This is a genomic window from Aeromonas simiae (assembly GCF_014892695.1).
GTDB classification, from domain to species: Bacteria; Pseudomonadota; Gammaproteobacteria; order Enterobacterales; family Aeromonadaceae; genus Aeromonas; species Aeromonas simiae.
Genome location: NZ_CP040449.1, coordinates 2,723,421 through 2,745,829, shown reverse-complemented (window position 1 = coordinate 2,745,829; position 22,409 = coordinate 2,723,421). Strand labels below are relative to the sequence as shown.

The following is a 22,409-nucleotide window of genomic DNA, read 5'->3' as shown; positions in this document are numbered from 1 at the left end:
GAAGGCTCACTTGTTATTGGGTGGGTGCTCAGTAATTGGATCTATTTGATAAGGACATACAATAACGCCCTGTAGAATTTGCTTACTGACAAAATAGCAAATGCCAGTGCGGTGTAGGGTATCGCTATCTTGCCGTTTCGATCGACTGATCAAATAACAGGGAGCTTGGATTCAAGCAGGAGGTGGTATTTATATCGGTTGGCTTTGTTGTAATGGTTAATTCAATTAAATGTCATTAAAAGCTGTTCTATGGAGGAACGCATAATGTTACGGAACATTTTCTTGTTGTTGGTGCTGCTTGGTGCGGGTCAGGCGATGGCGGCGGTGCAGGATGTCAGTGTACCGGGGGCGGCAACGACCCTGTTTGACCATGCGGGCGAGGCCTTTGGCAGCCACTTCACCGATACTTGGCAGATCAATGTGGACAAGGCCGCGGTGGCCAACTCCGGTGTGGTCAGCTTCACCTTCAGCGACATCTTCGGGGTGGGCAACTTCTCCCTGGCGGTGTGGGATGTGGTTAAGTCCAGCTATGTGGCCATCACGCCGGTGGTCAACAGCCTGGATGCCGCCTGGCAATTCGTGCTGCCGGATGCCGGTCGCTATGACCTGCTGATCTCCGGTGTGGTCACCGGTACCCAGCTGGGTGGCTCCTATATCGCCGGTATCGTGACCGCGCCGATCCCCGAGCCGGAAGTCTATGCCCTGATTGGTGTCGGCCTGTTGACCCTGCTGGTGTCCAAACGCCGTCGCAGCCAACGTATTCCGACTCTGCAAGCTGCCTGATCAACTGATTCGCTATTTGCCGAATGTGTAATTGCCCAGACTCAGTCAGGAATGGCTGGGTCGGGCAGGTCATCACTATTTTAATTGATAAAGCGAGCGACAGGGATGAGGTATCTCCTGGTGATATTGGGTGCCGCAATATATGGCACTAATGTGCAGGCCAATCAGCAGCAAGGGGATACCTGGTCACTGACCCCTATGGTCAATGGTCGCCATGATAATAATATTTTTCGGCTAAACGATGAGGCTTCTCTGCCCAGCGGATTATATCGCAGTGACGATATTATTAGCGGTTCACTGCAAGGGCGTTGGGGCACCCGTTGGTCACGGCAGCAGTTATTTGCCAGCGCCAATATCGAGCGCCAGGAATATCGCCGCAACAGTGGCATGTCCCATACCGGTCACGGCTGGCGGGTGGGCTGGCAGGGGGTCATGGGCCCTTGGCTGCGACCCAGCCTGAGCTATGGCGAGAGCCGCCGGCTGGGCGCCTTCGAGGATGTGGCGCTTGGCATCAAGGACATGCAGGACGAGCGGCGTCTGGAGGGGGAGCTGGCCAACCCGCAGGAGCGGATGCTGGCCCTCTCTCTCGGTGGTAGCTGGCGCACGCTGCGCCACGGTAGCCACCTCTACCAGCCGCTCGATCTGGACGAGAGCGGTTGGCGCGCGACCAGCGGGCTGCGCAGCCGGCAGGGGGCGAGCCTGCTGCTGGGGTGGGAGCACAAGCAGACCGACTATCTCCAGCAGACGGGGGGCGGGCGCGACAGCGATCAGGACACCCTGAGCCTGACCGGTCATTGGCCGGTGACGGCGCGCCTGAGTCTGGATGCGGAGTTGGGCCGCCTCGGCTGGCGCTATGCCGGCGACACCCGGCGCCACTACTGGGTGGGGCGGTTGGCGGCCCGCTATGAGGCGGGGGCCCACCACCAGTTTGATGCCAGCTGGCAACGGCGCGAGGCCCCGAGCGGCGAGCGCTACCAGTCGGTCATCAATGACACGGCCCGGCTGGGCTGGATCTGGCAGTGGAGCGAGCGGCTCGGCCTCGAGCAACGTCTTTCCCAGGTACGCGCCGACTATCAGCCGGGCGTGCTGGCGGGGGGCGATCTGCTCGGCGACGAGACCACCCTCTCTTACCGCGCGGCGCTTAACTGGCGCCCGAGTGAGCGCTGGAGCACCCAGTTGAGCTGGGAGTGGGGGCGGCGCGAGGCCAGCCAGGACTACCGGGAATATGACTACCAGAGCGCAGGCTTGAACCTGTCTTACATCTACTGAGGTATGGGATGAGCGAAGTGATGGCAGAGCTGGCCGCCAAGCAGGAGGCGATCCAGCCACAGCGCGAGGAGGGAGCGGCGTTCTACCCCTCCCTCGACACCCTGCAAGGTGAGCTGGAGCGGATCTCACCCTTGGTGACCCTGTTCAAGTCGGTGATCGATCCGGTGCTGGTGGTGGCGACCCTCTATCTGCTGCACCCCCTGTTCGACGTGGCGTTTGGCAGCACCGAGCTGGTGCTCGCGGCACTGGCCTTCCTGCTCACCATGCTGGTGATGGATGGCTCTGTGCTGCTGGTGCGCAGCCAGGGGCTGATGTGGTGGGGGCTGCTGCGCTTCGTGCTTGGCTGGTGCTTCGTGGTGGCGACCCTGTCGCTCATCGGCTATCTGGCCTCCTGGCACCTCTACTTCTACCCCCCCTATCTGCTGGCCTGGGCTCTGTTGGCGCCCGCCACCCTGTTGGCTTCCCACGGTTTGGTGCAGCTACTGATGGGGGGAGGCGAGCGGGTGGCCAAGCGCAAGGTGGCCATCGTCGGTGCCAACGAGGCGGGCTTGACCCTGCGCGATCGCATCGGGGCCAACGGCTATCTCAACATGGAGTTCGTCGGCTTTTTCGACGATCGCGAGCTGACTCGCCTCGACGCTGGCCGCATCAAGCCGGGGGAGCTGCTGGCCACCCTGGCCGGCATGGCCGAGGTGATCCAGCGCGAGGGGATCAGCCACGTCTACATCTCGCTGCCCATGTCCTCCCAACCCCGGGTGATGAGCCTGCTCGACAGCCTGCAAGACAGCACCGTCTCCATCTATTTTGTGCCCGACTATTTCGTGTTCGACATGATCCAAGGCCACGTCGACAACGTGGCCGGCATCCCGGTGGTGTGCGTCTGCGACTCCCCCTTCACCGGCCTCAAGGGGGTGGTGAAGCGCGCCGAGGACATCGTTCTCACCCTCGCCATCTTGGCCCTCATCTGGCCGCTGATGCTCGGCACCGCGCTGGCGGTCAAGCTCACCTCGCCGGGGCCAGTCATCTTCCGCCAGAAACGCTACGGCATGGATGGCAAGAGCATCGTCGTCTACAAGTTCCGCTCCATGACGGTGATGGAAGATGGCGACAAAGTGGTGCAGGCGCGCCAAGGCGATCAGCGCTTCACCCCCATCGGCGGCTTCCTGCGTAAAAGCTCCCTCGACGAGCTGCCCCAGTTCATCAACGTGCTCGAGGGCAAGATGAGCATCGTCGGCCCGCGTCCCCACGCCAACACCCACAACGAGTATTACCGCAAGCTGATCAAGGGCTACATGATCCGCCACAAGGTGCGCCCCGGCATCACCGGCTGGGCCCAGGTCAATGGCTGCCGGGGAGAGACCGACACCCTCGACAAGATGGAGAAACGGATCGAGTTCGATCTGGCCTATCTGCGCCACTGGTCACTGTGGATGGACCTGCGCATCGTCCTGATGACCGCCTATCAGACCGTCAAACCCAAGGGCAATGCCTACTGAGCGTAAGGATTGAGGATGAAGCAAAGAGACAGGGGAGTGGCGCTGTTAGGCGCCGCCGTGTTGCTGGTGCTGGGGGGCTGCGGCGAGGCCGAAAAACCGGCCGCCAGTCAGGTGCTGGCCAGGGTCAACGGCAAGGAGCTGACCGTGCTGCAACTGAACTACCTGCTGGCCCAGCAGCCGCCGGGCCGTCAGCTTAGCGATGCACAGAAGCAGCAGGTGCTCGACGAGCTGGTGCGCCAAGAGATCCTGGTGCAGCGCGCCCAGGCCGACAAGCTGGATCGGGACCCGCAGGTGGTGCAGGCGCTCGAGTTTGCCCGCCGCCAGGTGCTGGCCCAGTCGGTGCTGGCGCGCCACCCTGGGGCGCCGCTCGCGGCGCCGGCCGAGGAGGAGATCCGCGCCTACTACCAGCAGCACGAGGCGGAGTTTCGCCAGCGCCAGCGCTATGAGCTGACCGCGTTTCTGGTGCCGGAGGCGGCCCTTGACCAAGCCGCGCTGCGGGCGTTTGACGCCCTTGCCGACGAGACGGCCGCCGAGCGCTGGTTCAAGCAAAAGGGGGTGCCCTTTAACCGCCAGCAGGTGCAGGTGAGCAGCGAGGGGCTGCCCGAGCGACTCGCCACCCAGCTGCGCACCCTTAATCCGGGTGACACCCTGGTGGATCGGGCCAACGGCCAGCGGGTGCTGATGCGCCTCAAACTTCGGGAGGAGGCGCCGCTCACCCTGAGCCAGGCCAGGGCGCAGATCCTCGCCGAGTTGACCCGTCAACGCCAGCAGCAGCGTCTCGAGCAGCAACTGGCCGCCCTGCGTGGCGATGCCAGCGTCGAGTACCTGCAACGTTTCGCCGCCGCGACCGAGGAGGGGGCGGCCCAGACCGCCCAACTCGCCACCGGCCTCAAGGGGTTGCAATGATGAACGTCTCACTGCGCCGGGGCTTGGCCCTGTTGTCACTGCTACTGCCCATCTTGGCTGGCGCTGCCCCTTATCGCATGGGGGCCGGCGACATAGTGCGGGTCAGCGTCTATGGCAACCCGGATCTCTCCCTTGAGGCGGAGATCGCCGCCGACGGGCGCCTCAACGTGCCCCTGCTCGGCCAGGTGCCCATGGCTGGTCTTAGTTTTGATGAGGGGGAGCGGCTGCTGGCCGAGCGCTGGCGCGCCGCCGGCGTGCTCTCCCAGCCCCACGTCAACCTGCTGGTGACCGAATACCGCAGCCAGTTGGTCTCGGTATGGGGCGAGGTGAACCGCCCCGGTCAGTACCCGCTTAAAGTCGACACCCGCCTCTCGGGCATGCTGGCCAATGCCGGCGGTATCGCACCGACCGGGGGCCAGAGCATTGAGCTGGTGCGAGGCAACCAGCGCACCCGCTACGAGCTCAGTGCCGAGGGGCTGCGCGACGATCCCCTGCTGCAACCGGGCGATCAGCTGGTGGTGCCACGCCAGCCGCAGGTCTACGTCTATGGCGAGGTGCTGCGCCCCGGCAGCTACCCGCTTGGTGCTGGGTTGACCGTGATGCAGTCGATCGCCCTGGCCGGCGGCTTCACCCCGCGCGCCGATCACGGCGACATCAGCCTGCAACACCAGGATGCCAACGGCGAGCTGGTCAACCAGGCCGTCACCCTGACCACTGGGCTCAAGGCCGATGCGGTCATCTTCGTCGGCGAGAGCTGGTTCTAGGAGCGAGCATGATGACCATTACCCAATTTTTCAGCGTCCTGCTGGCCCGCCGCCGCCTGTTGCTGCTGGTCGCGCTCACCGTGCTGGCGCTGGTGCTAGCCATGACCCTGCTGCTGCCCAAGCGCTACATGAGCGAGGCGGTGATCGCCGTCGATGGCGGCAGCGATCCGGTGCAGTTCAGCTCCCTCGGCCCCGTGGTGCAGCAGAACTATCTGGGCACTCAAGCGGCCATCGTCGCCAGCCACGCCACCGCCCTGCGGGTGGTGCGGGATCTGCGTCTGGCGGACTACCCCCAGGCCCAGGAGCGCTTTGCCCGCAGCGGTGAGGGTGGCGACATCGCCAGTTGGCTGGCAGCCGGCCTGCTGCGCGATCTTGACGTGGTGCCCGGCAAGGAGAGCAACACCATCACGGTGCGCTACGGCGCCGTGGATCCGGCCTTCGCCGCCGCCATCGCCAACGGCTTCGTCGATGCCTACCGCCACGTGGTGATCGAAAACCGCAGCGGCCAAGCACTGCAAAGTGAATCCTTCTTCAAGGATCAGATGGTCGATCTGCAACGGGATCTCGAGCAGCGCCAGGCGCGCCTGTCCGACTACCAGCGCCAGCACGGCATCCTGGCCGGCAGTCGCGATCGCATCGACACCGAGAGTCAGCGCCTGATGGAGCTGACCGGCCAGGTGACCCAGGCCGAGGCCGACTACATCGCCGCCTCTTCGCGGGTGACCGATGCCCAGAATAACGACAACCCGCTGCTGGCCCAGCTCACCCTAGCGCTGGCGGACTTGCGCAAGCAGCGCAGCCTAGTGGCCGAGCGCAGCGGTACCCGCCACCCCCAATATCAACAACTCAATGCCCAGATCGCCGCCACCGAGCGCGAGCGGGCCGCTCAGCAGGGGCGCATCGAGGCGCAGCGCCGCCAGAGCGTGGAGGCCATGGCCGCCCGCCTCAAGGCGCAGCAGGATGAGTTGGCGCAGCAAAAGCAGCGAGTGCTGGCCCTCAAGGATCGCCTGGCCGAGCTCGACATATTGCAGCGCGGGGTCGACAACGCCCAGCGCAGCTACGAGCTGGTGATGCAGAAGTGGTCCGAGGCGGCCATCCAGTCCAACGCCAGCCTGACCAACATCACAGTGCTGCAACGGGCCCAGCCCTCGGCCCGCCCCGTGTCGCCGCGCCCGCTCTTCAACCTGCTGTTCGGCACCTTGCTGGCGCTCGGTTGCGGCGCCCTGGCGAGCTTTCTGGTCGAGCTGCGCGCGCGCCGGGTGCGCTGCGCCGACGATCTCACCCACAGTCTGGGGCTGCCCGTGCTCATCACATTGCAAGGGGAGCGTTCGCCCGCCCGCGCCCCCCGGCTGCTTCTCAACTGGCGCGGAGGTCAATCATGATGCCCCTCTCTTCCCGCGAATGCCTGCTTGAGCCGGCCGGCATGCCGCGCGTCGGCGAGCTGCTGCTGGCCGCTGGCAAGCTGACCGAGCTGCAACTGGGCCAGATCCTCAAGCACCAGCACGAGCACGGCACCCGCTTTGGCGAGGCGGCCCAGCAGTTGGGGCTGCTCAGCGAAGCCGACGTGCACGCCATGGTGGCGCGCCAGTTCTCCAGCTTCCTGGCCGAGCCGGGTAGCGCGCTCAGCGAGCGCCTCTACATGGCCTATGCCGAGCGGTTACTGGAAAAAGAGAAGATCAAGGCGCTGCGCAGCCAGTTGCAGCTCGCCTGGCTGGCCCAGGGGCAGCGCAGCCTGCTGCTGGGAGGGGTCGATGACGAGGCGACGCGCGCCACCCTGGCCGGCAACCTGGCCATCGCGTTTAGCCAGCTCGGTCTTGCCACCCTGCTGGTGGACGCCAACCTGCGCGGCAGCGCGCTGCCCGCCCTGCTTGGCAGCCGGCGCCGAGTTGGCCTGTCCGATCTGCTGGCCGGTCGCGGCGAGCTGGAGCGGCTGGTCGAGCCGGTGGCAGGGCTTGAGGATCTCGACTATCTGCCGGCCGGCACCCCGGCCCCCAACCCGCAGGAGCTGCTGTCGCGCAAGCGGATGCAGCAGTTGGTGCCCGAGCTGGCCCAGCGCTACGAGGTGGTGATCTACCACACCCCGGATCAGCACGAGTGGTACGACACCCAGATCCTCGCCTCCCTGGTGCCCGGCGTGCTGCTGTTGGCGCGGCGCGACGGCACGCCGCTGCCGGCGCTGGCCGACATGGTAGCGCGCCTGCGCCTGATCCGGGCCGAGCTGCTGGGGTGTGTCTACCTTGACTGACGCGATGCCGCTGCGACATGGCGCCGCCCTCTGGCTGGCGCTGGCCGCCCTGGCGGCCCTCTATGTGCCCCTATTTCACGGCCTCTACTTCGCGCAAGGGGAGAGCCTGGGGGGGAGCACCGCGGCCCTGCTGCTGGTGCTGGCCCTTGGGTTGTTCGTCCAGCAGTTGCTGGCCTGTCCGCTGCGCGGTGCGCCGGCGCGCGCCCTCGGCGCCGTGGCGCTGCTGTTGGCGTCCGCCCTCTACCTGCTCGGCGAGCTGCTGCAACTGCCGATGTTCTCGGCCGGCTCGCTGATCCTGATGCTAGCCGCCGTGGTGCTGCTCTATTTTGGCCGCGCGGCGCTGCGCGAATTTCTGCTGCCGCTGCTGCTGTTGCTGTTTGTCATCCCGCTCCCCTATGTGCTGACCGACGTCATCGTGCAGCCGCTCAAGCTGTTTATCTCCGCCGTCACCGAGGGGCTGCTCTACCTGCTCGGCTACCCGGTGGCGCGTCAGGGGGTGGTGCTCTACCTCGGCCCCTACCAGTTGCTGGTGGCGGACGCTTGCTCTGGCATCAACTCCCTGTTCAGTCTGGAGGCGATCGCCTTGCTCTACCTGCACGTGGTCAAGCGTGGCGGCGCGGCGCGCAAGGCTGTCATCGGCTTGCTGATCGTGCCCATCTCGGTGCTGGCCAACGTGCTGCGGGTGCTCTTTATCGCCCTGCTCACCTATCACCAGGGCAACGCGGTGGGGCAAAGCTTCGTGCACGAGCTCTCGGGCCTGTTTCTGTTCGTGGTGGCGCTGCTACTCATCATCGGCCTCGATGGTCTGCTCGATCGCCTCGGCCTTGCCTGCCGGCGGGAGGTGACCCCATGAAAGGTGACCCCATGAAGGGCTACGCAGTACAAACCCTGCTGCTGCTGGCGCTGCTGCTGGTCATCGGCCTGCTTGGCCGGCACTGGCAACAGGGGCGGGTCTGGCTGGCTGAGCGCCATCAGGTGGCGCTGGAGCAGCAGATCCCCGCGCGTTTTGCCGACTGGCAGTTGGTGCCGGGCGGGGCAGTGGTCGAGGTCTCCGGCGAGGCGCGTCAGGCCCTGGCCAGCCTCTACGAACAGCAGATCGCCCGGGTCTACCGCGCCGCCGACGGCAGCGAGGTGATGCTCTCTCTGGTCTATGGCCGGGATCAGTCGAGCGATCTCTCCCAGGCGCACCGCCCGGAGATCTGCTACGTGGCGCAGGGCTTTCAGATTGAAGGGCGTGAGCCCATCACTCTCTCCCCGCTGGGGCAGACGCTGCCCGCCACCCGGCTGCTGACTCGTCAGGGGAGCCGGGTCGAGCCGCTCACCTACTGGATGGTGGTGGGGGACAAGGTGGTGCGCCCCGGTCTCGAGCGCAAATGGGCCCAGCTCGGCTTTGCCCTGCGCAAAGAGATCCCGGACGGGGTGCTGCTGCGGGTCTCCAGCCTGGATGAGCGCGGTGAGCACGCCTTCGCCCTGCAACAGCGTTTCTTGACGGCGCTGTTGGCTGCCGTCGATCCGGCCACCCGGCGCCTGCTGGCGGGGGCGGGAGCATGAGCACCCTGCTCTGGAGCCGGCCGCTGCCGGCCGCCTTGCAGGCGCAAACCTCCCCAAGCGAGCGCGCCGTGCTGGCGCTGCTGCTGGCGAGCGTGCTCTATCAGAGCTTATTGTGCATGGTGAACACCCTGCTGTTTGCCATCAACCCGACCCTAGTGGCGCTGGTCGAGGCGCTCATCTACGGCGGCGTGCTGCTGCTGGTCTACCGCCGCTTGCCCCTTGGCCTCGCCCTGCTCGCCCTGCTGGCGCTGGTCAACCTGCTCTCCCTGACGGTGCTGCGCGGCCTGCTCGATGCCAAGTCGGTGCGCGATATCCTGATCATCGTGCTCTTTTTCTGGCTGGGGCTGCGCCACGGCTCGGCGGCGCTGGTCGACAAGGTCTTGCTGCTGGTGGTGGGGGTGGCGCTGCTGCTCGGCCTGTTCGAGTGGCTGGCGCTGGAGTGGTACATCCGGGTGTTCCACACCTTCTCCTACTTCGTTAACCAAAGCGGGATCGGCCGCGACGGCGGCGCCATCTTCAGCGGCCAGGCGCTCACCCTCAACGGCTTTCGCCCGGACGGCATCGGCCGCACCATCCTGCCTTGGTTGTTCGGGCCGCACCGCATCTCCTCGATTTTTCTCGAGCCGGTGTCGCTTGGCAACTTCTCGGTCATCGTGCTGATTTGGGCCTTGTGCCGGGAAGGGGAGCGGCGGGTGAGCCTGCTGCTCGCCGCCGGCGCCGCCATGCTGATCGCCCTGTCCGACTCGCGCTTCGGGCTGGCCATGAGCGCCATGCTGATCGCCCTGCGCCTGCTGCTGCCGCTGCGTGCCACCGCCCTGCTGGCGCTGGCGCCATGGGCCATGATGGCGGCCGTCTACATCTACAGTAACTGCTTTTTCGAGGGGGCCTACAGCGACTCCTTCGTCGGCCGCCTCACCTACACCGGCAAGGTGCTCGGCACCCTCGAGGTGGGCGACATGCTGGGGCTGCAATCGCCGCTCGGTAACTACGGCGACATGGGCTATGCCTACGTGCTGACCCGCTTCGGCCTGCCCTTCCTACTGCTGGGGTGGGGGCTGCTGTGGCTGATCCCGCTGCACAGTGCGCCGGCGCTGCGGGTGCGCGCCCTCATCTCCCTTTACATCGCCATGATCCTCTCGATCAGCGGCACCTCCCTGTTTGCCCTCAAGTCGGCCGGCCTGCTCTGGTTCCTGGTCGGCAGCCTGTGCGCCGAGGGCGGCGCACGGCAGGAGGCCCTTTCCCATGCCGGAGTGCAGCGTCATGACCATTAAGGTGTTTCATGTGGTGCGTCAGTACCACCCCTCCATCGGCGGGCTGGAGGATGTGGTCTACAACATCGCCCAGCAGCAGTTGCACAGCGGTCAGCAGGCGCCGACCGTGGTGACCCTGGATCGCCTGTTTCGCGGTGAAGGCGAACGCCTGCCCGCCTACGAGGTGCGCGAGGGGGTGCCGGTGATCCGCCTGCCTTACTCGGGCTCGAGTCGTTACCCCCTGTGCTGGAACATCCTCTCGGCCATCCGCGAGGCCGACGTGGTGCACGTGCACGGGGTCGACTTCTTCTTCGACTTCCTGGCGCTGACCCGGCCGCTGCACCGCAAGCCGCTGCTGGCTTGCTCCCACGGCATCTTCTTTCACACCGAGTTTGCCAGCGGCGCCAAGAAGGTCTTCTTCAACACCGTCACCCGCGCCAGCAGCCTCGCCTACCGGCGCATCTTCGCCACCAGCGCCAACGATGGCCGCCTGTTCGGCCAGGTGGCCGCCCCGGCGCGCATCGAGGTGATCGAGAACGGCGTCAACGTCGATAAGTTCCGCCTGCCGCCGCGCGCGCAGCTGCCGCGCCACCTCATCTACTTCGGGCGCTGGGCCGAGAACAAGGGGCTCAAGGAGACGCTGGCCCTGTTTGCGGCGCTGCACCGGCGCGACCCCCGCTGGCGCCTCACCCTGGCCGGACGCGAGTACGACCTCGACGCGGCCGAGCTGGCTGCCGAAGCGCGCCGGCTCGGGGTGGGCGAGGCGGTGCAGATCGCCGCCAACCCCTCCCAGGCGGAGCTTAAGGGGCTCATCGCCGAGGCGGGTTACTTCATCTGCCAGTCGCGTCACGAGGGCTTTGGTCTGGCCGCTATCGAGGCGATGAGCGGCGGCCTCTATCCGCTGCTAAGCCCCATCCCGCCGTTTCGCCGGCTGGTGGAGGAGACCGGTCTCGGCCTGCTGCTGGAGGGGGACGAGGCGACCCAACTGGAATGCCTGCTGGCCCGGCACGAGGCGCTGGCGGGCGACTACCCGGCGCTCGGCGCACGGCTGGTCGAGGCGATCGCCCACTACTCGTGGCAGGGGGTGGCGCAGCGCTACATGGCCGCCTACGCGGACGCGGTGTCGGGCCAGCGCTTGCAGGAGCTGGCCTCATGAGCCGCCTGCTGTGGTTGCTGTGGCTGCTGCTGGCCCTGCCGGGGCGGGCCGACTGCCTCAGTGAAGGCTCCCTGCCGGGCGTCAACCTGGCCGGGGCCGAGTTCAAGGCGACGGCGCTGCCGGGGCGCATCAACATCGACTTTGTCTATCCGTCGAACCAGACCCTCGATTACTTCCGAGGCAAGGGGATGCGCCTGCTACGCCTGCCGGTGACCTGGGAGCGGCTGCAACCCGAGACCGGCGGCCCCCTCTCGCCACTGCACCTGGGTGAGTTGCAGCGGCTGGCGCGCTACAGCGCCTTGCACGATCTCTGCCTGTTGGTGGATCTGCACAACTTCGGCAAGCGCCAAGGGCTGCCGCTCGATCAGGCGCCGCAAGCCGCCGATGCCCTGAGCGATCTCTGGCTGCGGCTGGCCGGGGCGCTGGCAGAGCAACAGGATCACGTGGCCCTGGGGCTGATGAACGAGCCGGCCCTGATCGGCCGTAGCCAGTGGGTCAGCCTAGCCGGCGAGGTGCTGACCCGGCTGCGCGAGGCCAAGGTGGCCAACCTGGTGGTGGTGTCGGGCGGCAACTGGAGCGGCGCCCACGCTTGGTTTAGTGGCAGCGCGACCCAGCCGAGCAACGCCGATCTGCTGGCCGGCTGGCGCGATCCGCTCGGGCGCAGCGTGATCGAGCTGCACCAGTACGCCGACAGCGACTACTCGGGCACCCACAACGACTGCATCGACCCGCAGAAGATGCGCACCATACTGCGCGCCGCTGGCGAGTGGGGCAGTCAGCACGGCCAGCGGCTGCTGCTCGGCGAGTTCGGCGTACCGGCCAGCAGCGGCTGCTTGGCGGTGCTCGACGCGATGCTGGCCGAGCTGACGCGCGCCCCCTGGATGGGGTGGGCCTACTGGGCCGGCGGCCCCTGGTGGGGCAGCTACCCCTTCTCGGTGCAGCCCAGCAGCGACGGGCAGGACAAACCACAGATGGCCGTGCTGGCCGACTATCTCGCCCCAGCGGCAGGGAGCCAATGATGAACGAGTGCAAGACGATCCTAGGGTTTCCCATCTTCAACGGCTCGCGCGAGGCGCTGCGCGCCGAGCTGGAGCGCCGCGCCGCGCAGGTGCCGGGGCCCCTGTGCCTCTTCTACGCCAACAGCAACTTGCTTCAGCTATGCCACGGCGAGGCGGCGCGCTTTAGCGAGCCGGGCATCCTCATCGCCAACGACGGGGTGGCCCTCAATCTGGCGGCGCGCCTGCTGACCGGCACGCCGTTTGCGGCCAACCTCAACGGCACCGATTTTACCCCCTACCTAGTGCGCACCAGCCCGATCTTTCGCCGGGTGTTCTTGCTCGGCGGCCAGAGCGGGGTGGCGGCGGGGGCGGCAGCCACCCTGGCGGCGAGCGGCGTCGAGGTGGTCGGCCATGCCGACGGTTATGGCGACATGACTGACGAGGCGGCGCTGCTGGCGCGCATCAACGGGGCGCGCCCCGACGTGCTGCTGCTGGCGCTCGGCAACCCGCGCCAGGAGCAGTGGCTGTTGGCTCATCGCGATGTGCTCGACGTGAAGCTGCTGGTGGGGGTAGGGGCGCTGCTCGACTTTCTCAGCGGCCGGGTGCCGCGGGCGCCGCGCTGGGTGCAACAGCTGCGCTGCGAGTGGCTCTATCGCCTGCTCGGCGAGCCGCGCCGCCTGCTGCGCCGCTACACCCTAGAGATGGGTCGTTTCTTCTGGCTCTGCCTGCGCAACCGGCGCGGCGGGGAGGGGGCATGACCCAGGCACCCGATCTCGGCGCTGTGCCGCGTCGCCCTTGGCAGCGGCTGCTGGTGGGGGGGCTGCTGCCGGCCGGCATCAAGATAGCCAACGCCGGTCTGGGCTACCTGACGACCCTGATCGCGGCCTGGCTGCTCAGCCCGGCCGAGTACGGCCTGTTTGGCGCCGTCATCGCCTTCTCGCTGCTCTGCTCGTTTGCCCTGAGCTATGGCCAGCCGGTGGCGATGATCAAGTTCTACCACGAGCAGTTGGCGGCGCGCGGTGAGCGGGCGGCCGACCGCCAGTTGAGCTGGTCGCTGCTGGCGGGGGGGCTCTGCCTGCTGCTGTGCACCTTGGCCGGCGCCCTCTGGCTGTTTGCCGGCAAGACTGACGCGGGCGGTCTGGGGCTCATCGTGCTGTTTTGCCTGCTCTTTTCCGCCGGCGAGCTGCTCAGCGTGGCGCTGCGGGTCAAGGAGCGGATGCTGGCGGCGCTGGCGCCGCGCGACGCCCTGTGGCGGGCGCTGGTGATCGCCGCCCTCGGCCTGCTCTGGCTGGGGGGCAAGGCTGCCACCACCAGCCAGCTATTGCTGCTGATGAGCCTGCTGCTGCTGCCCTGCCTCGCCTATCAGCTGCGCCTGCTGGCGCCCCACTTAAGCTGGGTCTGGCGCGGCGAGGGGGCTCGCCTGCACCGGCGCTCCTGCGCCTTCTGGGGCATAGTGCTGACCGGCCCGCTCCTGACTCAGGCCGGTACCCTGATCGTCTCGGGCCGCTTCGGGCTGGATGAGTCGGGGGCCTATTTTGCCGCCGAGCGTACCTCCAACCTGCTCACCTTCCTGCTGGTGGCCATTCACATCGTGGTCGGCCCGCGTCTGGCGCGCGCCTTCGAGACTCGCGACTTTGCCACCACCCAGCGCCTGGTGGGGCTCTCGGCCCTGCTGGCGGGGGGCGCCTCCCTGCTGCTGTTCGTGCCGCTGGCCCTGTTTGGCAACGAGGTGCTGGCCTGCTTCTCGCCGCGCTACGCCGGGCAGGGGGCGCTGCTCTCCTGGCTCGCCTTGGCCCAGCTGTGCAATGCCATGGCCGGGGTGACCGCCTTTTTCTTACAGATGGCCGGCTTCGAGCGGCTGACCCTGATCCTGTCGGCCTGGTTTGCCCTGCTGAGCCTAGGGCTGCAACTGCTGGCGGCATGGCTCGGCTCGCTCGAGGGGGTGGCCATCGCCTCGGCCGGAGTGTCGCTGCTGCTCAACCTGGCCTGCATTCTCGCCTGCCGCCGTCACACCGGCATCGACTCCACCCTGCTCGGGGTGTTCAGACAAGGAGGAGCTTTCCGATGAGGCTCGATTACATGCACTGGTACCGTGGCCTGGCCATGGTCTACATCATCGTCTGGCACTCGCTGACCCAGACCTTGGACTTTTCCACCCCCACGGCGCGCCTGCTGCAAAGCCTGCTGTTCAACGGCACCGCCCTCTTCGTGTTCATCTCCGGCTTCCTGTTTGCCTATCTGGCGCCGCGCTACCAGTGGCAGGGGTTTATGAAGAAAAAAGCGCTGCACGTGCTGCTTCCCTATCTGGTGGTGTCGCTGCCGGGGATCCTCTGGCGCCTCACCCAACTGCACCACGGGGTGCTGCCGGTGGACTATGTGCCGGCGGCGGTGATCGACAAGCCGATCCCCTTCGTGATCTGGTCGCTGCTCACCGGTTTTCATATCGGGCCGCTCTGGTTCGTCCCCTTCGTCTGCCTGCTGTTTCTCTGCTCGCCCCTGTTCCACCGGCTGGTGGCGAGCCCGGCGCTCGGCGCCGTGACCGCCCTGGCCCTGCTGGTGACCCTTTTTACCTTCCGTCCCCAGTACAACCTCAACCCCCTGTGGAGCCTGCTCCACTTCAGCGGCTTCTACCTGCTGGGGATCTGGGTCTGCCGCCACCGTGACCACCCCTGGCTCACCTCGACCCGCCTCATCGGTGTGCTGGCGTTGCTGCTGGCGGCCTTGGTGCTGTGGGAGCTGCGCCACCCCATCCCGGTGGCCTTCTCCATTCAGGAGCTGCTGCGCGAGGGGGCGCTGCGCCTCAACGTCAACGCGGCGCAGAAGGTGGTGATGTGCGTGCTGACCCTGATGCTGCTGCGCCGGGTTGAGCTGCGCCGCTACGCCTGGTTCCCGCGCACCCTGCTGAGCCGGGTGGCGGAGTACAGCTTTGGCATCTACTTCGTGCACCACTACTTCATGATGGTGCTGGGCGAGCTGACCAAACGGCTGCCCCCCATCGACATGGATGCCCGCCTGCTGCTGGTGTCGCTGCCCCATTTCATCCTCAGCATGCTGGCCTCCATGGCCTTGATTTACCTGGTCAAGCTGACCACCAAGACCCGCAGCCGCTACCTGGTCGGAGTATGACGATGCGCCAGCCCCTCATCCCCATCTTCATCGCCTTCGATGACCACTACGCCCCCTTTGGTGCCTGCGTCATCAAGAGTGCCCTGCTGGCCAAGAGCGAGCGCTACGGATTTGCGTTTCACGTGCTGCACGAGGGGCTTGGCGCCCCGGCGCGCCAGCGGCTCGATGAGCTGATGGCCGCGCACCCCGGTAACGAGCTGCATTTTGTCGATGTCTCCGACTACTTCGCCGCCATGGAGCTGCACGTCCACACCATCTACAACCGGGCTATTTACTACCGGTTGGCGATCCCGGATCTGCTGCCCCAGGCCGAGCGCGCCCTCTACCTTGACTCGGATCTCATCGTGCTCGGCGACCTGTGCGATCTCTACGACACGGATCTGCACGGCTGCGCCCTGGCCGCTGCCCGCGACGTCATGATGCACGCCTTGGTGCGCACCAGCGGCCTGACCAACCGCGAGACCGGCAGCCTGCCGGTGCGCCGCTATTTTGGCGAGGTGCTCGGCCTGCCCGATCCCGAGTGCTACTTCCAATCCGGGGTGATGGTGCTCGATCTGGCTCGCCTGCGCGCCCTGGGGCGGCTGCCGCAGATGCTGGAGCTGGCCGGGCGCAACCGCTACTGGATGCCGGATCAGGATGTGATCAACGCCCTTTTTGTCGGCGACATCGCCGTGCTGCCCCAGCGCTGGAACCTGCTCACCGGGGGCGGCGAGTACCACAGCTTCCTGGCCCGGGTCGACTCGCCGCTGCTGGCGGAGTATCGGGCGGCGCGGGCGAGCCCGGCCATCATCCACTACGCCAGCTTCACCAAGCCGTGGCGCTTTTGCGACATCGACTACGCCGAGCACTTCTGGGCCGTGCTGCGCCAGACCCCGTGGCGCGACGCCGTCTATGACTGGTTGCAGGAGGGGCGGCTGGTCTCCACCGCCTCCCTGCCGCAGACCATGAGCTGGCGCACCCTGCTCGGCGCCCTGGCCGAGAAGTGCTTTGGCAAGGGCACCCGGCGCCGCACCGCCTTGGTCTATCTGCAACGCAAGCTGGGGAGGGCCTGAGATGACGGCCACCCCGCCGATGCCGGAGAGCCTGCCAAGCCTGGACGGGCTGCGCGCCATCGCCGCCCTGTTGGTGGTGTTTGTCCACTTCACCTTCTACGTGGCCCCAGAGAGTCCGTTTCACTACCTCCAGCTCTTTCCGGGGGCGCGCTTTCCGTTCGGGCCCGTGGGGGTGGCGGGCTTTTTCACCCTGAGCGGCTTTTTGATGGCCTACCTCTACGCTTGGCGCCCCTGCACGGCGCCAGCTCTGCTGGGCTACCTGGTGGCGCGCTTTGCGCGCATCGTGCCGGCCTACTGGCTCACCCTGCTGCTCTGCTTTTGCCTCTATCGGTGGCTGGACGGGGCGTTTGTGTTTCGCATCGACGGCCAGAACCTGCTGCGCCACCTGCTGTTTCTCGGCTCCGAGGGGGTGTTCTGGTCGATCCCCCCCGAGATCCAGTACTACCTGCTGTTTGCCGTGCTGTGGGGCGGCTGGCAGCAGTGGCTGGCCGGTCAGTGGCGGGGGCCGCTGCTGCTGGCGCTGCTCTGCGTCGGCCTGATGCTAAGTCGCGACTATTGGCCCGGCATCTTGCTGCCCGCCAAGCTCCACTTCTTTCTCGCTGGCAGCGCCGCCGCCTTGCTGCTGCGGTCGCTGCAACGGCGGCTGCGCCCTTCGCCGCGCACCCTGATGGGGTTGCAGCTCGGCATGCTGCTGGTGCTGGCCTGCGCACTGGCCGGGCTGGTCGGGGTGGCGCAGCAGACCTTCTATCTGCATCACCCCTTCTTCCTGCTGGTGGCGCTGCTGCTGCTGGTGTTTGCCTGGCGCACCCCGCTTTCGGATGCGCTGCTTGGCAACCGCCCCCTGCGCTGGCTGGGGCGGGTGAGTTTTAGCGTCTATCTGCTGCACGTGCCGGTCATCTTCGCCCTGGTGCAACTGCAAGGGGCGCTCGGGCTGAAGGGGAGCAGCAGCGATCTGCTGATCCTGCTGCTGGCGGTGCTGCTGCCGGGGCTGGCCTGCGAATACATCGAGCTGCCCCTGTGCCGCGCCTGCCGCCAGTGGGCGCAGCGCCGGGGCGAGGCCCTGCTGCTGCGGCGCCAACGCGCCTGAACAGGGATCCGTTTTCAACACTGACAGTGAATGCCTATGACAATTATTCCGGTAATCATGGCCGGCGGCTCCGGCTCCCGGCTCTGGCCCCTCTCCCGAGGCGCCTACCCCAAGCAGTTCCTGCGCCTGTGCGGTGAACACACCATGTTGCAAGAGACCTTGCGGCGCCTGCACGGCCTGCCGTGCGCTGCGCCGCTGGTGATCTGCAACGAGGAGCACCGCTTCGTGGTGGCCGAGCAGCTGCGTGAGCTGGGTCAGCTCGCGGGCAACATCATCCTCGAGCCGGTCGGGCGCAACACGGCGCCGGCCATCGCGCTGGCCGCCCTGGCCGCCATCGAGAGCGGCGATGACCCGCTGCTGCTGGTGCTGGCCGCCGATCACGTCATCACCGATCCGCAGGCTTTCAGCCAGTCGGTACGCGCCGCCATGCCGTTGGCCGCCAGCGGCCACCTGGTCACCTTCGGCATAGTGCCGACCGGCCCCGAGACCGGCTATGGCTACCTGCGCCGGGGTGAGCAGATCGGCGCCGGCTACCGGGTCAGGCAGTTTGTCGAGAAGCCGGATCGGGCCCGCGCCGAGGCGTACCTGGCCTGCGGCGAGTACGCCTGGAACAGTGGCATGTTCCTGATGCGCGCCAGCCACTACCTAGAAGAGCTGACGCGCTTTGCCCCCGCCATCGCGGCGGCCTGCCGCGCCGCCATGGCCGGCACCACGCGCGATCTCGACTTTGTGCGGGTCGACGGGGCGGCCTTTGGCGCCTGCCCCTCCGACTCCATCGATTTCGCGGTGATGGAGCACACCGAGTGCGCCCTGATGGTGCCGATGGAGGCGGGCTGGTGCGACGTGGGCTCCTGGTCGTCCTTGTGGGAGATCAGCGAGAAGGACGGAGCCGGCAACGTGGCACGCGGCGACGTGCTGCTGCAAGGGAGCCACAACAGCTATGTCCATGCGGACAGCGGCCTAGTGACCCTGGTCGGGGTGGACGATCTCATCGTGATCCAGACCAAGGATGCGGTGCTGGTGGCACATCGGGATCAGGTGCAGGAGGTGAAGCAGGTGGTGGAGCGGCTCAAGCAGAGCGGGCGCCGCGAGTTTCACGAGCACCGTGAGCACTACCGGCCATGGGGCAAGATTGACACCATCGATCAAGGGGGGCGCTACCAGGTCAAGCACATCACGGTCAAGCCGGGGGAGCAGCTCTCGCTCCAGATGCACCACCACAGAGCCGAGCATTGGGTGGTGGTGAGCGGCACCGCCAGGGTCACCTTGGGCGAGGAGGTGCGCCTCGTCGGTGAGAACCAGTCGGTCTACATCCCCATCGGCGCCGTCCACTCGCTGGAGAACCCGGGCCGGATCCCGCTGCACCTCATCGAGGTGCAGTCCGGCGGCTATTTCGGGGATGACGACATCATCCGTTTCAACGATCGCTATGGCCGAACCTAAGGCCGGGAGGAAGAGATGTTTCGCAGCATGACCTGTTTCAAGGCCTATGACATCCGGGGCCGGCTCGGTGAGGAGCTGGACGACGAGGTGGCCTACCGCATCGGCCGCGCCTATGCCCAGTTGTTGCAGCCGCGCGGCGTGGTGGTGGGGGGCGATGCCCGCCACAGCAGTGCCGCGCTCAAGGCGGCGCTGGCCCGTGGCCTGATGGAGGGGGGGGCCGATGTGCACGATCTGGGGCTGGCCGGTACCGAGGAGGTCTATTTTGCCACCTTCCATCTGGGGCTCGACGGCGGCATTGAGGTGACCGCCAGCCACAACCCCATCGATTACAACGGCATGAAGCTGGTGCGCGAGCAGTCGCGCCCCATCAGCGGTGACAGCGGGCTCGATGCGATCCGCGCCCTGGCCGAGAGTGGCGAGTTCGCGCCGGCGCCGCGCCAGGGGTGCTATCACACGCTCAACGTGCTCGACGCCTATGTGGATCACCTGCTCGGTTACATCGATATTGCGACCCTCAGACCGCTCAAACTGGTGATCAACAGCGGCAACGGGGCCGCCGGCCATGTGGTGGAGGCGCTGGCCAGACGCCTGCGCGAGCGGGGCGCCCCCCTTGACATCCACAGCCTGCTCGGCGAGCCGGACGGAGACTTTCCCCACGGTATCCCCAACCCACTGCTGCCCGAGTGCCGCGAGCAGACCCGCCGCGCCGTGCTGGAGCTGGGGGCCGATCTGGGCATCGCGTTTGACGGGGATTTCGATCGCTGCTTCCTGTTCGATGATGCGGGGAACTTCATCGAGGGCTACTACATCGTCGGGTTGCTGGCCGAGGCCTTCCTGCTCAAGGAGCCGGGGGCGCGCATCATCCACGATCCGCGCCTGTGCTGGAACACCGAGGAGATAGTGCGCGGCGGTGGCGGCGTGCCCGTGCTCTCCAAGACCGGGCACGCCTTCATCAAGGAGCGGATGCGCGAGGAGGACGCCATCTATGGCGGCGAGATGAGCGCCCACCACTATTTTCGCGATTTTGCCTACTGCGACAGCGGCATGATCCCCTGGTTGCTGGTGGTGGAGCTGGTCTCCCGCCGCGGCCAGCCCCTCAAGGGGATGCTGGCCGAGCAGATGGCGGCTTTCCCGGCCTCGGGGGAGATCAATCGCAAACTGGAGAACAGTGCCGGTGTGCTCGCCGCCATCGAGCGCGCCTATGGGGCCGAGGCCTGGTCGGTCGACCGTACCGACGGCCTCTCCATGAGCTTTGGTCAGTGGCGCTTCAATCTGCGCAGCTCCAATACCGAGCCGCTGATCCGGCTCAATGTGGAGTCGCGCGGCGATCGCGCCCTGATGGAGGCCAAGACCGCCGAGCTGCTGGCCATGCTGGAACCTGTCCCACAACCGGCGTGACTGGGGCCGAGATCAGGTTGGGAAGGATCCGATCGACAATGGCTCATGGGGGGCGCTAGGCTGGGGCTTTCCAAGCATGATGAGGAGAGCAAGATGGAGTGGTATCTCGGCGTGTTGAAGCAGTACGCTGTGTTTCGCGGTCGCGCCCGGCGCAAGGAGTACTGGATGTTCATCCTGTGCAACATGCTGGTGGCCATGGCGTTGGCGGTGGTCAGTGTGCTGATCGGCAACATGCTGCTGAGCTATCTCTATTCGCTGGCCGTCTTGGTTCCCAACCTGGCTGTCGCGGTGCGCCGTCTGCACGACACCAACCGCAGCGGCTGGTGGCTGCTCATTAACCTCATTCCCTTGGTGGGGGTGCTGGCATTTATCTACTTCATGGTGTGTGAAGGGGAGCGCGGTGCCAACCGCTTTGGTGAGAACCCCAAGGGGGCATGAGCCTGCCCAGCCACTCAGCCCGCCCTCTGGCGGGCTTTTTTGTTGCTACGAGTAACAGACGGGTAACAGCGGGAAAGTGACGGCCTAAACAATTGAGATCTTTGATTAATTAAGGATTAAATTGAGTCTTTTATTTCCCTTTGTCCGCTTATTTTGGCGTCGTTTGGTGATGGGGGGATCGGCATTTTTTAGATCAAGTTTGTAACAAGCGTTTAAATTTTAGACAGTTTCAAGGTTAACCACAAAAGAAGCATGGATGAGATGAGGGCGTCGCATTTGGCAAACAATAGAGTGCTAAGCGCCCTACATTTTAGTGATTAATTTTTCATGTTGTTCACATGTCATTCAATTGCAATAAAATGCCGCATTTTTATTACAACTAACGCCTTGGGAAGTGAGGATGCGGCATGAGAGCTTTTGATTTGGCGAGGGGCCTGGGTGCCTTGCTACTGCTCGTGACCACGGGTCTGTTGAGCGGATGTGACATGGCCCTGATGAGCCCCAAGGGGCAGATTGGGATGGAGCAGAAGTCCCTGATATTGACGGCGCTGGGTCTGATGTTGATCGTGGTGATCCCGGTCATCATCATGGCGGTGGTGTTCGCTCTTCGTTATCGGGCTTCCAATACCAACGCCACCTACGCCCCGAACTGGGCACACTCCAACAAGATTGAGGCGGTCGTCTGGATCGTGCCTATCATCATCATCGTGATTTTGGCCACCATCACCTGGAAGACCTCCCACGAGCTGGACCCTTACAAGCCGCTCGACTCCGACGTTAAGCCGATCCAGGTGGATGTCATTTCGCTGGACTGGAAGTGGTTGTTCGTCTATCCCGAGCTCGGCATCGCCTCGGTCAACGAGCTGGCTTTCCCGGCCAATACCCCGGTCAACTTCCGCATCACCTCTGACACCGTGATGAACTCGTTTTTCATCCCGCGTCTGGGCGGGCAGATCTATGCCATGACCGGCATGCAGACCAAGTTGCACCTCATCGCCAACGAGCCGGGCCAGTATGACGGCATCTCCAGCAGCTACAGCGGCGCCGGTTTCTCCGGCATGAAGTTCAAGGCCATCGCCACCGCCGATCAGGCCGGTTTCGACGCCTGGGTTGCCAAGGTCAAACAGTCGCCCAAGCTGCTCGCCACCATGGAGGAGTTCGAGACGCTGGCCAAGCCGAGCGAGTTCCACCCGGTGGAGTACTTCTCCAGCGCGGATCCGGCGCTGTTCGTCAACGTGATCAACAAGTTCATGGGTGACATGAAACATGGCGAGCACGCGGGCATGCAGCACGACGCAGCCGTGATGAAGCAAGAGGCCAGCCAGGCCCATGGTGCAGACCATGAAGCGCCGTCCATGAACCATGACGACATGCAGCATGACGCCATGGCCGGGGACGAGCATATGGATCACGCCGGCCACATGCCGGCTGACAAACAGTGAAAGCG

The 22,409-nt window shown here is 65.8% G+C and carries 21 protein-coding genes; all 21 read left to right on the top strand.

Annotated features, from left to right (window positions below):
* Positions 1 to 264: 264 nt before the first annotated feature.
* The 21 genes from FE240_RS12925 (at position 265) to cyoA (ending at position 22,404) form a co-directional block, all read left to right on the top strand.
* The gene (locus tag FE240_RS12925) at positions 265 to 783 is read left to right on the top strand and encodes an FxDxF family PEP-CTERM protein (RefSeq protein WP_193001478.1); all 519 of its coding nucleotides are present in this window, start codon (positions 265 to 267) and stop codon (positions 781 to 783) included.
* A 105-nt stretch (positions 784 to 888) separates the two neighbouring features.
* Complete coding sequence (locus FE240_RS12920; protein ID WP_193001477.1) at positions 889 to 2,052, top strand: hypothetical protein; 1,164 nt, start codon at positions 889 to 891, stop codon at positions 2,050 to 2,052.
* An 8-nt stretch (positions 2,053 to 2,060) separates the two neighbouring features.
* Positions 2,061 to 3,548: an undecaprenyl-phosphate glucose phosphotransferase gene (locus tag FE240_RS12915; RefSeq protein WP_226798818.1), complete on the top strand. Its 1,488-nt coding sequence runs from the start codon at positions 2,061 to 2,063 to the stop codon at positions 3,546 to 3,548.
* A gap of 15 nt (positions 3,549 to 3,563) precedes the next feature.
* Entirely contained in the window at positions 3,564 to 4,454 is an 891-nt protein-coding gene (locus tag FE240_RS12910; protein ID WP_193001475.1) for an EpsD family peptidyl-prolyl cis-trans isomerase, read from the top strand.
* Positions 4,451 to 5,218, top strand: coding sequence for an SLBB domain-containing protein (locus FE240_RS12905; RefSeq protein WP_193001473.1), 768 nt, complete (start codon positions 4,451 to 4,453; stop codon positions 5,216 to 5,218). Before FE240_RS12910 ends, FE240_RS12905 begins: the two co-directional genes overlap by 4 nt.
* A gap of 8 nt (positions 5,219 to 5,226) precedes the next feature.
* Positions 5,227 to 6,600, top strand: coding sequence for a Wzz/FepE/Etk N-terminal domain-containing protein (locus FE240_RS12900; protein ID WP_193001471.1), 1,374 nt, complete (start codon positions 5,227 to 5,229; stop codon positions 6,598 to 6,600).
* On the top strand, positions 6,597 to 7,463 hold the full coding sequence (locus FE240_RS12895) for a chain length determinant protein tyrosine kinase EpsG (protein WP_193001469.1): 867 nt from the start codon (positions 6,597 to 6,599) through the stop codon (positions 7,461 to 7,463). The genes FE240_RS12900 and FE240_RS12895 overlap by 4 nt, the downstream gene beginning before the upstream one ends.
* A complete protein-coding gene (xrt, locus tag FE240_RS12890) occupies positions 7,456 to 8,316 on the top strand; it encodes an exosortase (protein WP_193001468.1) in 861 nt (286 codons plus the stop codon). The genes FE240_RS12895 and xrt overlap by 8 nt, the downstream gene beginning before the upstream one ends.
* A gap of 11 nt (positions 8,317 to 8,327) precedes the next feature.
* The gene (epsI, locus tag FE240_RS12885; protein ID WP_193001467.1) at positions 8,328 to 9,014 is read left to right on the top strand and encodes an exosortase-associated protein EpsI, B-type; all 687 of its coding nucleotides are present in this window, start codon (positions 8,328 to 8,330) and stop codon (positions 9,012 to 9,014) included.
* Positions 9,011 to 10,285 (top strand): polysaccharide polymerase, encoded by a 1,275-nt coding sequence (locus tag FE240_RS12880; protein WP_193001466.1) that lies wholly within the window; start codon positions 9,011 to 9,013, stop codon positions 10,283 to 10,285. The genes epsI and FE240_RS12880 overlap by 4 nt, the downstream gene beginning before the upstream one ends.
* Positions 10,275 to 11,420, top strand: coding sequence for a glycosyltransferase family 4 protein (locus FE240_RS12875; RefSeq protein ID WP_226798816.1), 1,146 nt, complete (start codon positions 10,275 to 10,277; stop codon positions 11,418 to 11,420). The genes FE240_RS12880 and FE240_RS12875 overlap by 11 nt, the downstream gene beginning before the upstream one ends.
* A complete protein-coding gene (locus tag FE240_RS12870; RefSeq protein ID WP_193001465.1) occupies positions 11,417 to 12,439 on the top strand; it encodes a glycoside hydrolase family 5 protein in 1,023 nt (340 codons plus the stop codon). Before FE240_RS12875 ends, FE240_RS12870 begins: the two co-directional genes overlap by 4 nt.
* Positions 12,439 to 13,176, top strand: coding sequence for a WecB/TagA/CpsF family glycosyltransferase (locus tag FE240_RS12865; RefSeq protein ID WP_193001464.1), 738 nt, complete (start codon positions 12,439 to 12,441; stop codon positions 13,174 to 13,176). The genes FE240_RS12870 and FE240_RS12865 overlap by 1 nt, the downstream gene beginning before the upstream one ends.
* Positions 13,173 to 14,486 (top strand): lipopolysaccharide biosynthesis protein, encoded by a 1,314-nt coding sequence (locus FE240_RS12860; RefSeq protein WP_193001463.1) that lies wholly within the window; start codon positions 13,173 to 13,175, stop codon positions 14,484 to 14,486. Before FE240_RS12865 ends, FE240_RS12860 begins: the two co-directional genes overlap by 4 nt.
* Positions 14,483 to 15,544: an acyltransferase family protein gene (locus FE240_RS12855; RefSeq protein ID WP_193001461.1), complete on the top strand. Its 1,062-nt coding sequence runs from the start codon at positions 14,483 to 14,485 to the stop codon at positions 15,542 to 15,544. The genes FE240_RS12860 and FE240_RS12855 overlap by 4 nt, the downstream gene beginning before the upstream one ends.
* Before the next feature lie 2 nt (positions 15,545 to 15,546).
* Positions 15,547 to 16,596, top strand: a complete 1,050-nt coding sequence (locus FE240_RS12850) for a glycosyltransferase family 8 protein (RefSeq protein WP_193001459.1) — start codon at positions 15,547 to 15,549, stop codon at positions 16,594 to 16,596.
* A 1-nt stretch (position 16,597) separates the two neighbouring features.
* Complete coding sequence (locus tag FE240_RS12845) at positions 16,598 to 17,683, top strand: acyltransferase family protein (protein ID WP_193001457.1); 1,086 nt, start codon at positions 16,598 to 16,600, stop codon at positions 17,681 to 17,683.
* A 36-nt stretch (positions 17,684 to 17,719) separates the two neighbouring features.
* On the top strand, positions 17,720 to 19,126 hold the full coding sequence (locus FE240_RS12840) for a mannose-1-phosphate guanylyltransferase/mannose-6-phosphate isomerase (RefSeq protein ID WP_193001455.1): 1,407 nt from the start codon (positions 17,720 to 17,722) through the stop codon (positions 19,124 to 19,126).
* Positions 19,127 to 19,141: 15 nt separating this feature from the next.
* Entirely contained in the window at positions 19,142 to 20,524 is a 1,383-nt protein-coding gene (locus FE240_RS12835) for a phosphohexomutase domain-containing protein (protein ID WP_193001453.1), read from the top strand.
* A 93-nt stretch (positions 20,525 to 20,617) separates the two neighbouring features.
* On the top strand, positions 20,618 to 20,962 hold the full coding sequence (locus FE240_RS12830) for a DUF805 domain-containing protein (RefSeq protein WP_193001451.1): 345 nt from the start codon (positions 20,618 to 20,620) through the stop codon (positions 20,960 to 20,962).
* A gap of 407 nt (positions 20,963 to 21,369) precedes the next feature.
* On the top strand, positions 21,370 to 22,404 hold the full coding sequence (gene cyoA / locus FE240_RS12825) for a cytochrome o ubiquinol oxidase subunit II (protein WP_193001449.1): 1,035 nt from the start codon (positions 21,370 to 21,372) through the stop codon (positions 22,402 to 22,404).
* The last annotated feature ends 5 nt before the right edge of the window (positions 22,405 to 22,409 follow it).

Coding starts and splice junctions, on each gene's coding strand:
- FE240_RS12900 (WP_193001471.1), top strand. CDS start 5,227: ATGATGACCATTACCCAATTTTTCAGCGTCCTGCTGGCCCGCCGCCGC.
- FE240_RS12910 (WP_193001475.1), top strand. CDS start 3,564: ATGAAGCAAAGAGACAGGGGAGTGGCGCTGTTAGGCGCCGCCGTGTTG.
- cyoA (WP_193001449.1), top strand. CDS start 21,370: ATGAGAGCTTTTGATTTGGCGAGGGGCCTGGGTGCCTTGCTACTGCTC.
- FE240_RS12855 (WP_193001461.1), top strand. CDS start 14,483: ATGAGGCTCGATTACATGCACTGGTACCGTGGCCTGGCCATGGTCTAC.
- FE240_RS12860 (WP_193001463.1), top strand. CDS start 13,173: ATGACCCAGGCACCCGATCTCGGCGCTGTGCCGCGTCGCCCTTGGCAG.
- FE240_RS12920 (WP_193001477.1), top strand. CDS start 889: ATGAGGTATCTCCTGGTGATATTGGGTGCCGCAATATATGGCACTAAT.
- FE240_RS12835 (WP_193001453.1), top strand. CDS start 19,142: ATGTTTCGCAGCATGACCTGTTTCAAGGCCTATGACATCCGGGGCCGG.
- FE240_RS12895 (WP_193001469.1), top strand. CDS start 6,597: ATGATGCCCCTCTCTTCCCGCGAATGCCTGCTTGAGCCGGCCGGCATG.
- FE240_RS12880 (WP_193001466.1), top strand. CDS start 9,011: ATGAGCACCCTGCTCTGGAGCCGGCCGCTGCCGGCCGCCTTGCAGGCG.
- FE240_RS12865 (WP_193001464.1), top strand. CDS start 12,439: ATGAACGAGTGCAAGACGATCCTAGGGTTTCCCATCTTCAACGGCTCG.
- FE240_RS12870 (WP_193001465.1), top strand. CDS start 11,417: ATGAGCCGCCTGCTGTGGTTGCTGTGGCTGCTGCTGGCCCTGCCGGGG.
- FE240_RS12875 (WP_226798816.1), top strand. CDS start 10,275: ATGACCATTAAGGTGTTTCATGTGGTGCGTCAGTACCACCCCTCCATC.
- FE240_RS12915 (WP_226798818.1), top strand. CDS start 2,061: ATGAGCGAAGTGATGGCAGAGCTGGCCGCCAAGCAGGAGGCGATCCAG.
- FE240_RS12845 (WP_193001457.1), top strand. CDS start 16,598: ATGACGGCCACCCCGCCGATGCCGGAGAGCCTGCCAAGCCTGGACGGG.
- FE240_RS12925 (WP_193001478.1), top strand. CDS start 265: ATGTTACGGAACATTTTCTTGTTGTTGGTGCTGCTTGGTGCGGGTCAG.
- FE240_RS12830 (WP_193001451.1), top strand. CDS start 20,618: ATGGAGTGGTATCTCGGCGTGTTGAAGCAGTACGCTGTGTTTCGCGGT.
- epsI (WP_193001467.1), top strand. CDS start 8,328: ATGAAGGGCTACGCAGTACAAACCCTGCTGCTGCTGGCGCTGCTGCTG.
- FE240_RS12905 (WP_193001473.1), top strand. CDS start 4,451: ATGATGAACGTCTCACTGCGCCGGGGCTTGGCCCTGTTGTCACTGCTA.
- FE240_RS12850 (WP_193001459.1), top strand. CDS start 15,547: ATGCGCCAGCCCCTCATCCCCATCTTCATCGCCTTCGATGACCACTAC.
- FE240_RS12840 (WP_193001455.1), top strand. CDS start 17,720: ATGACAATTATTCCGGTAATCATGGCCGGCGGCTCCGGCTCCCGGCTC.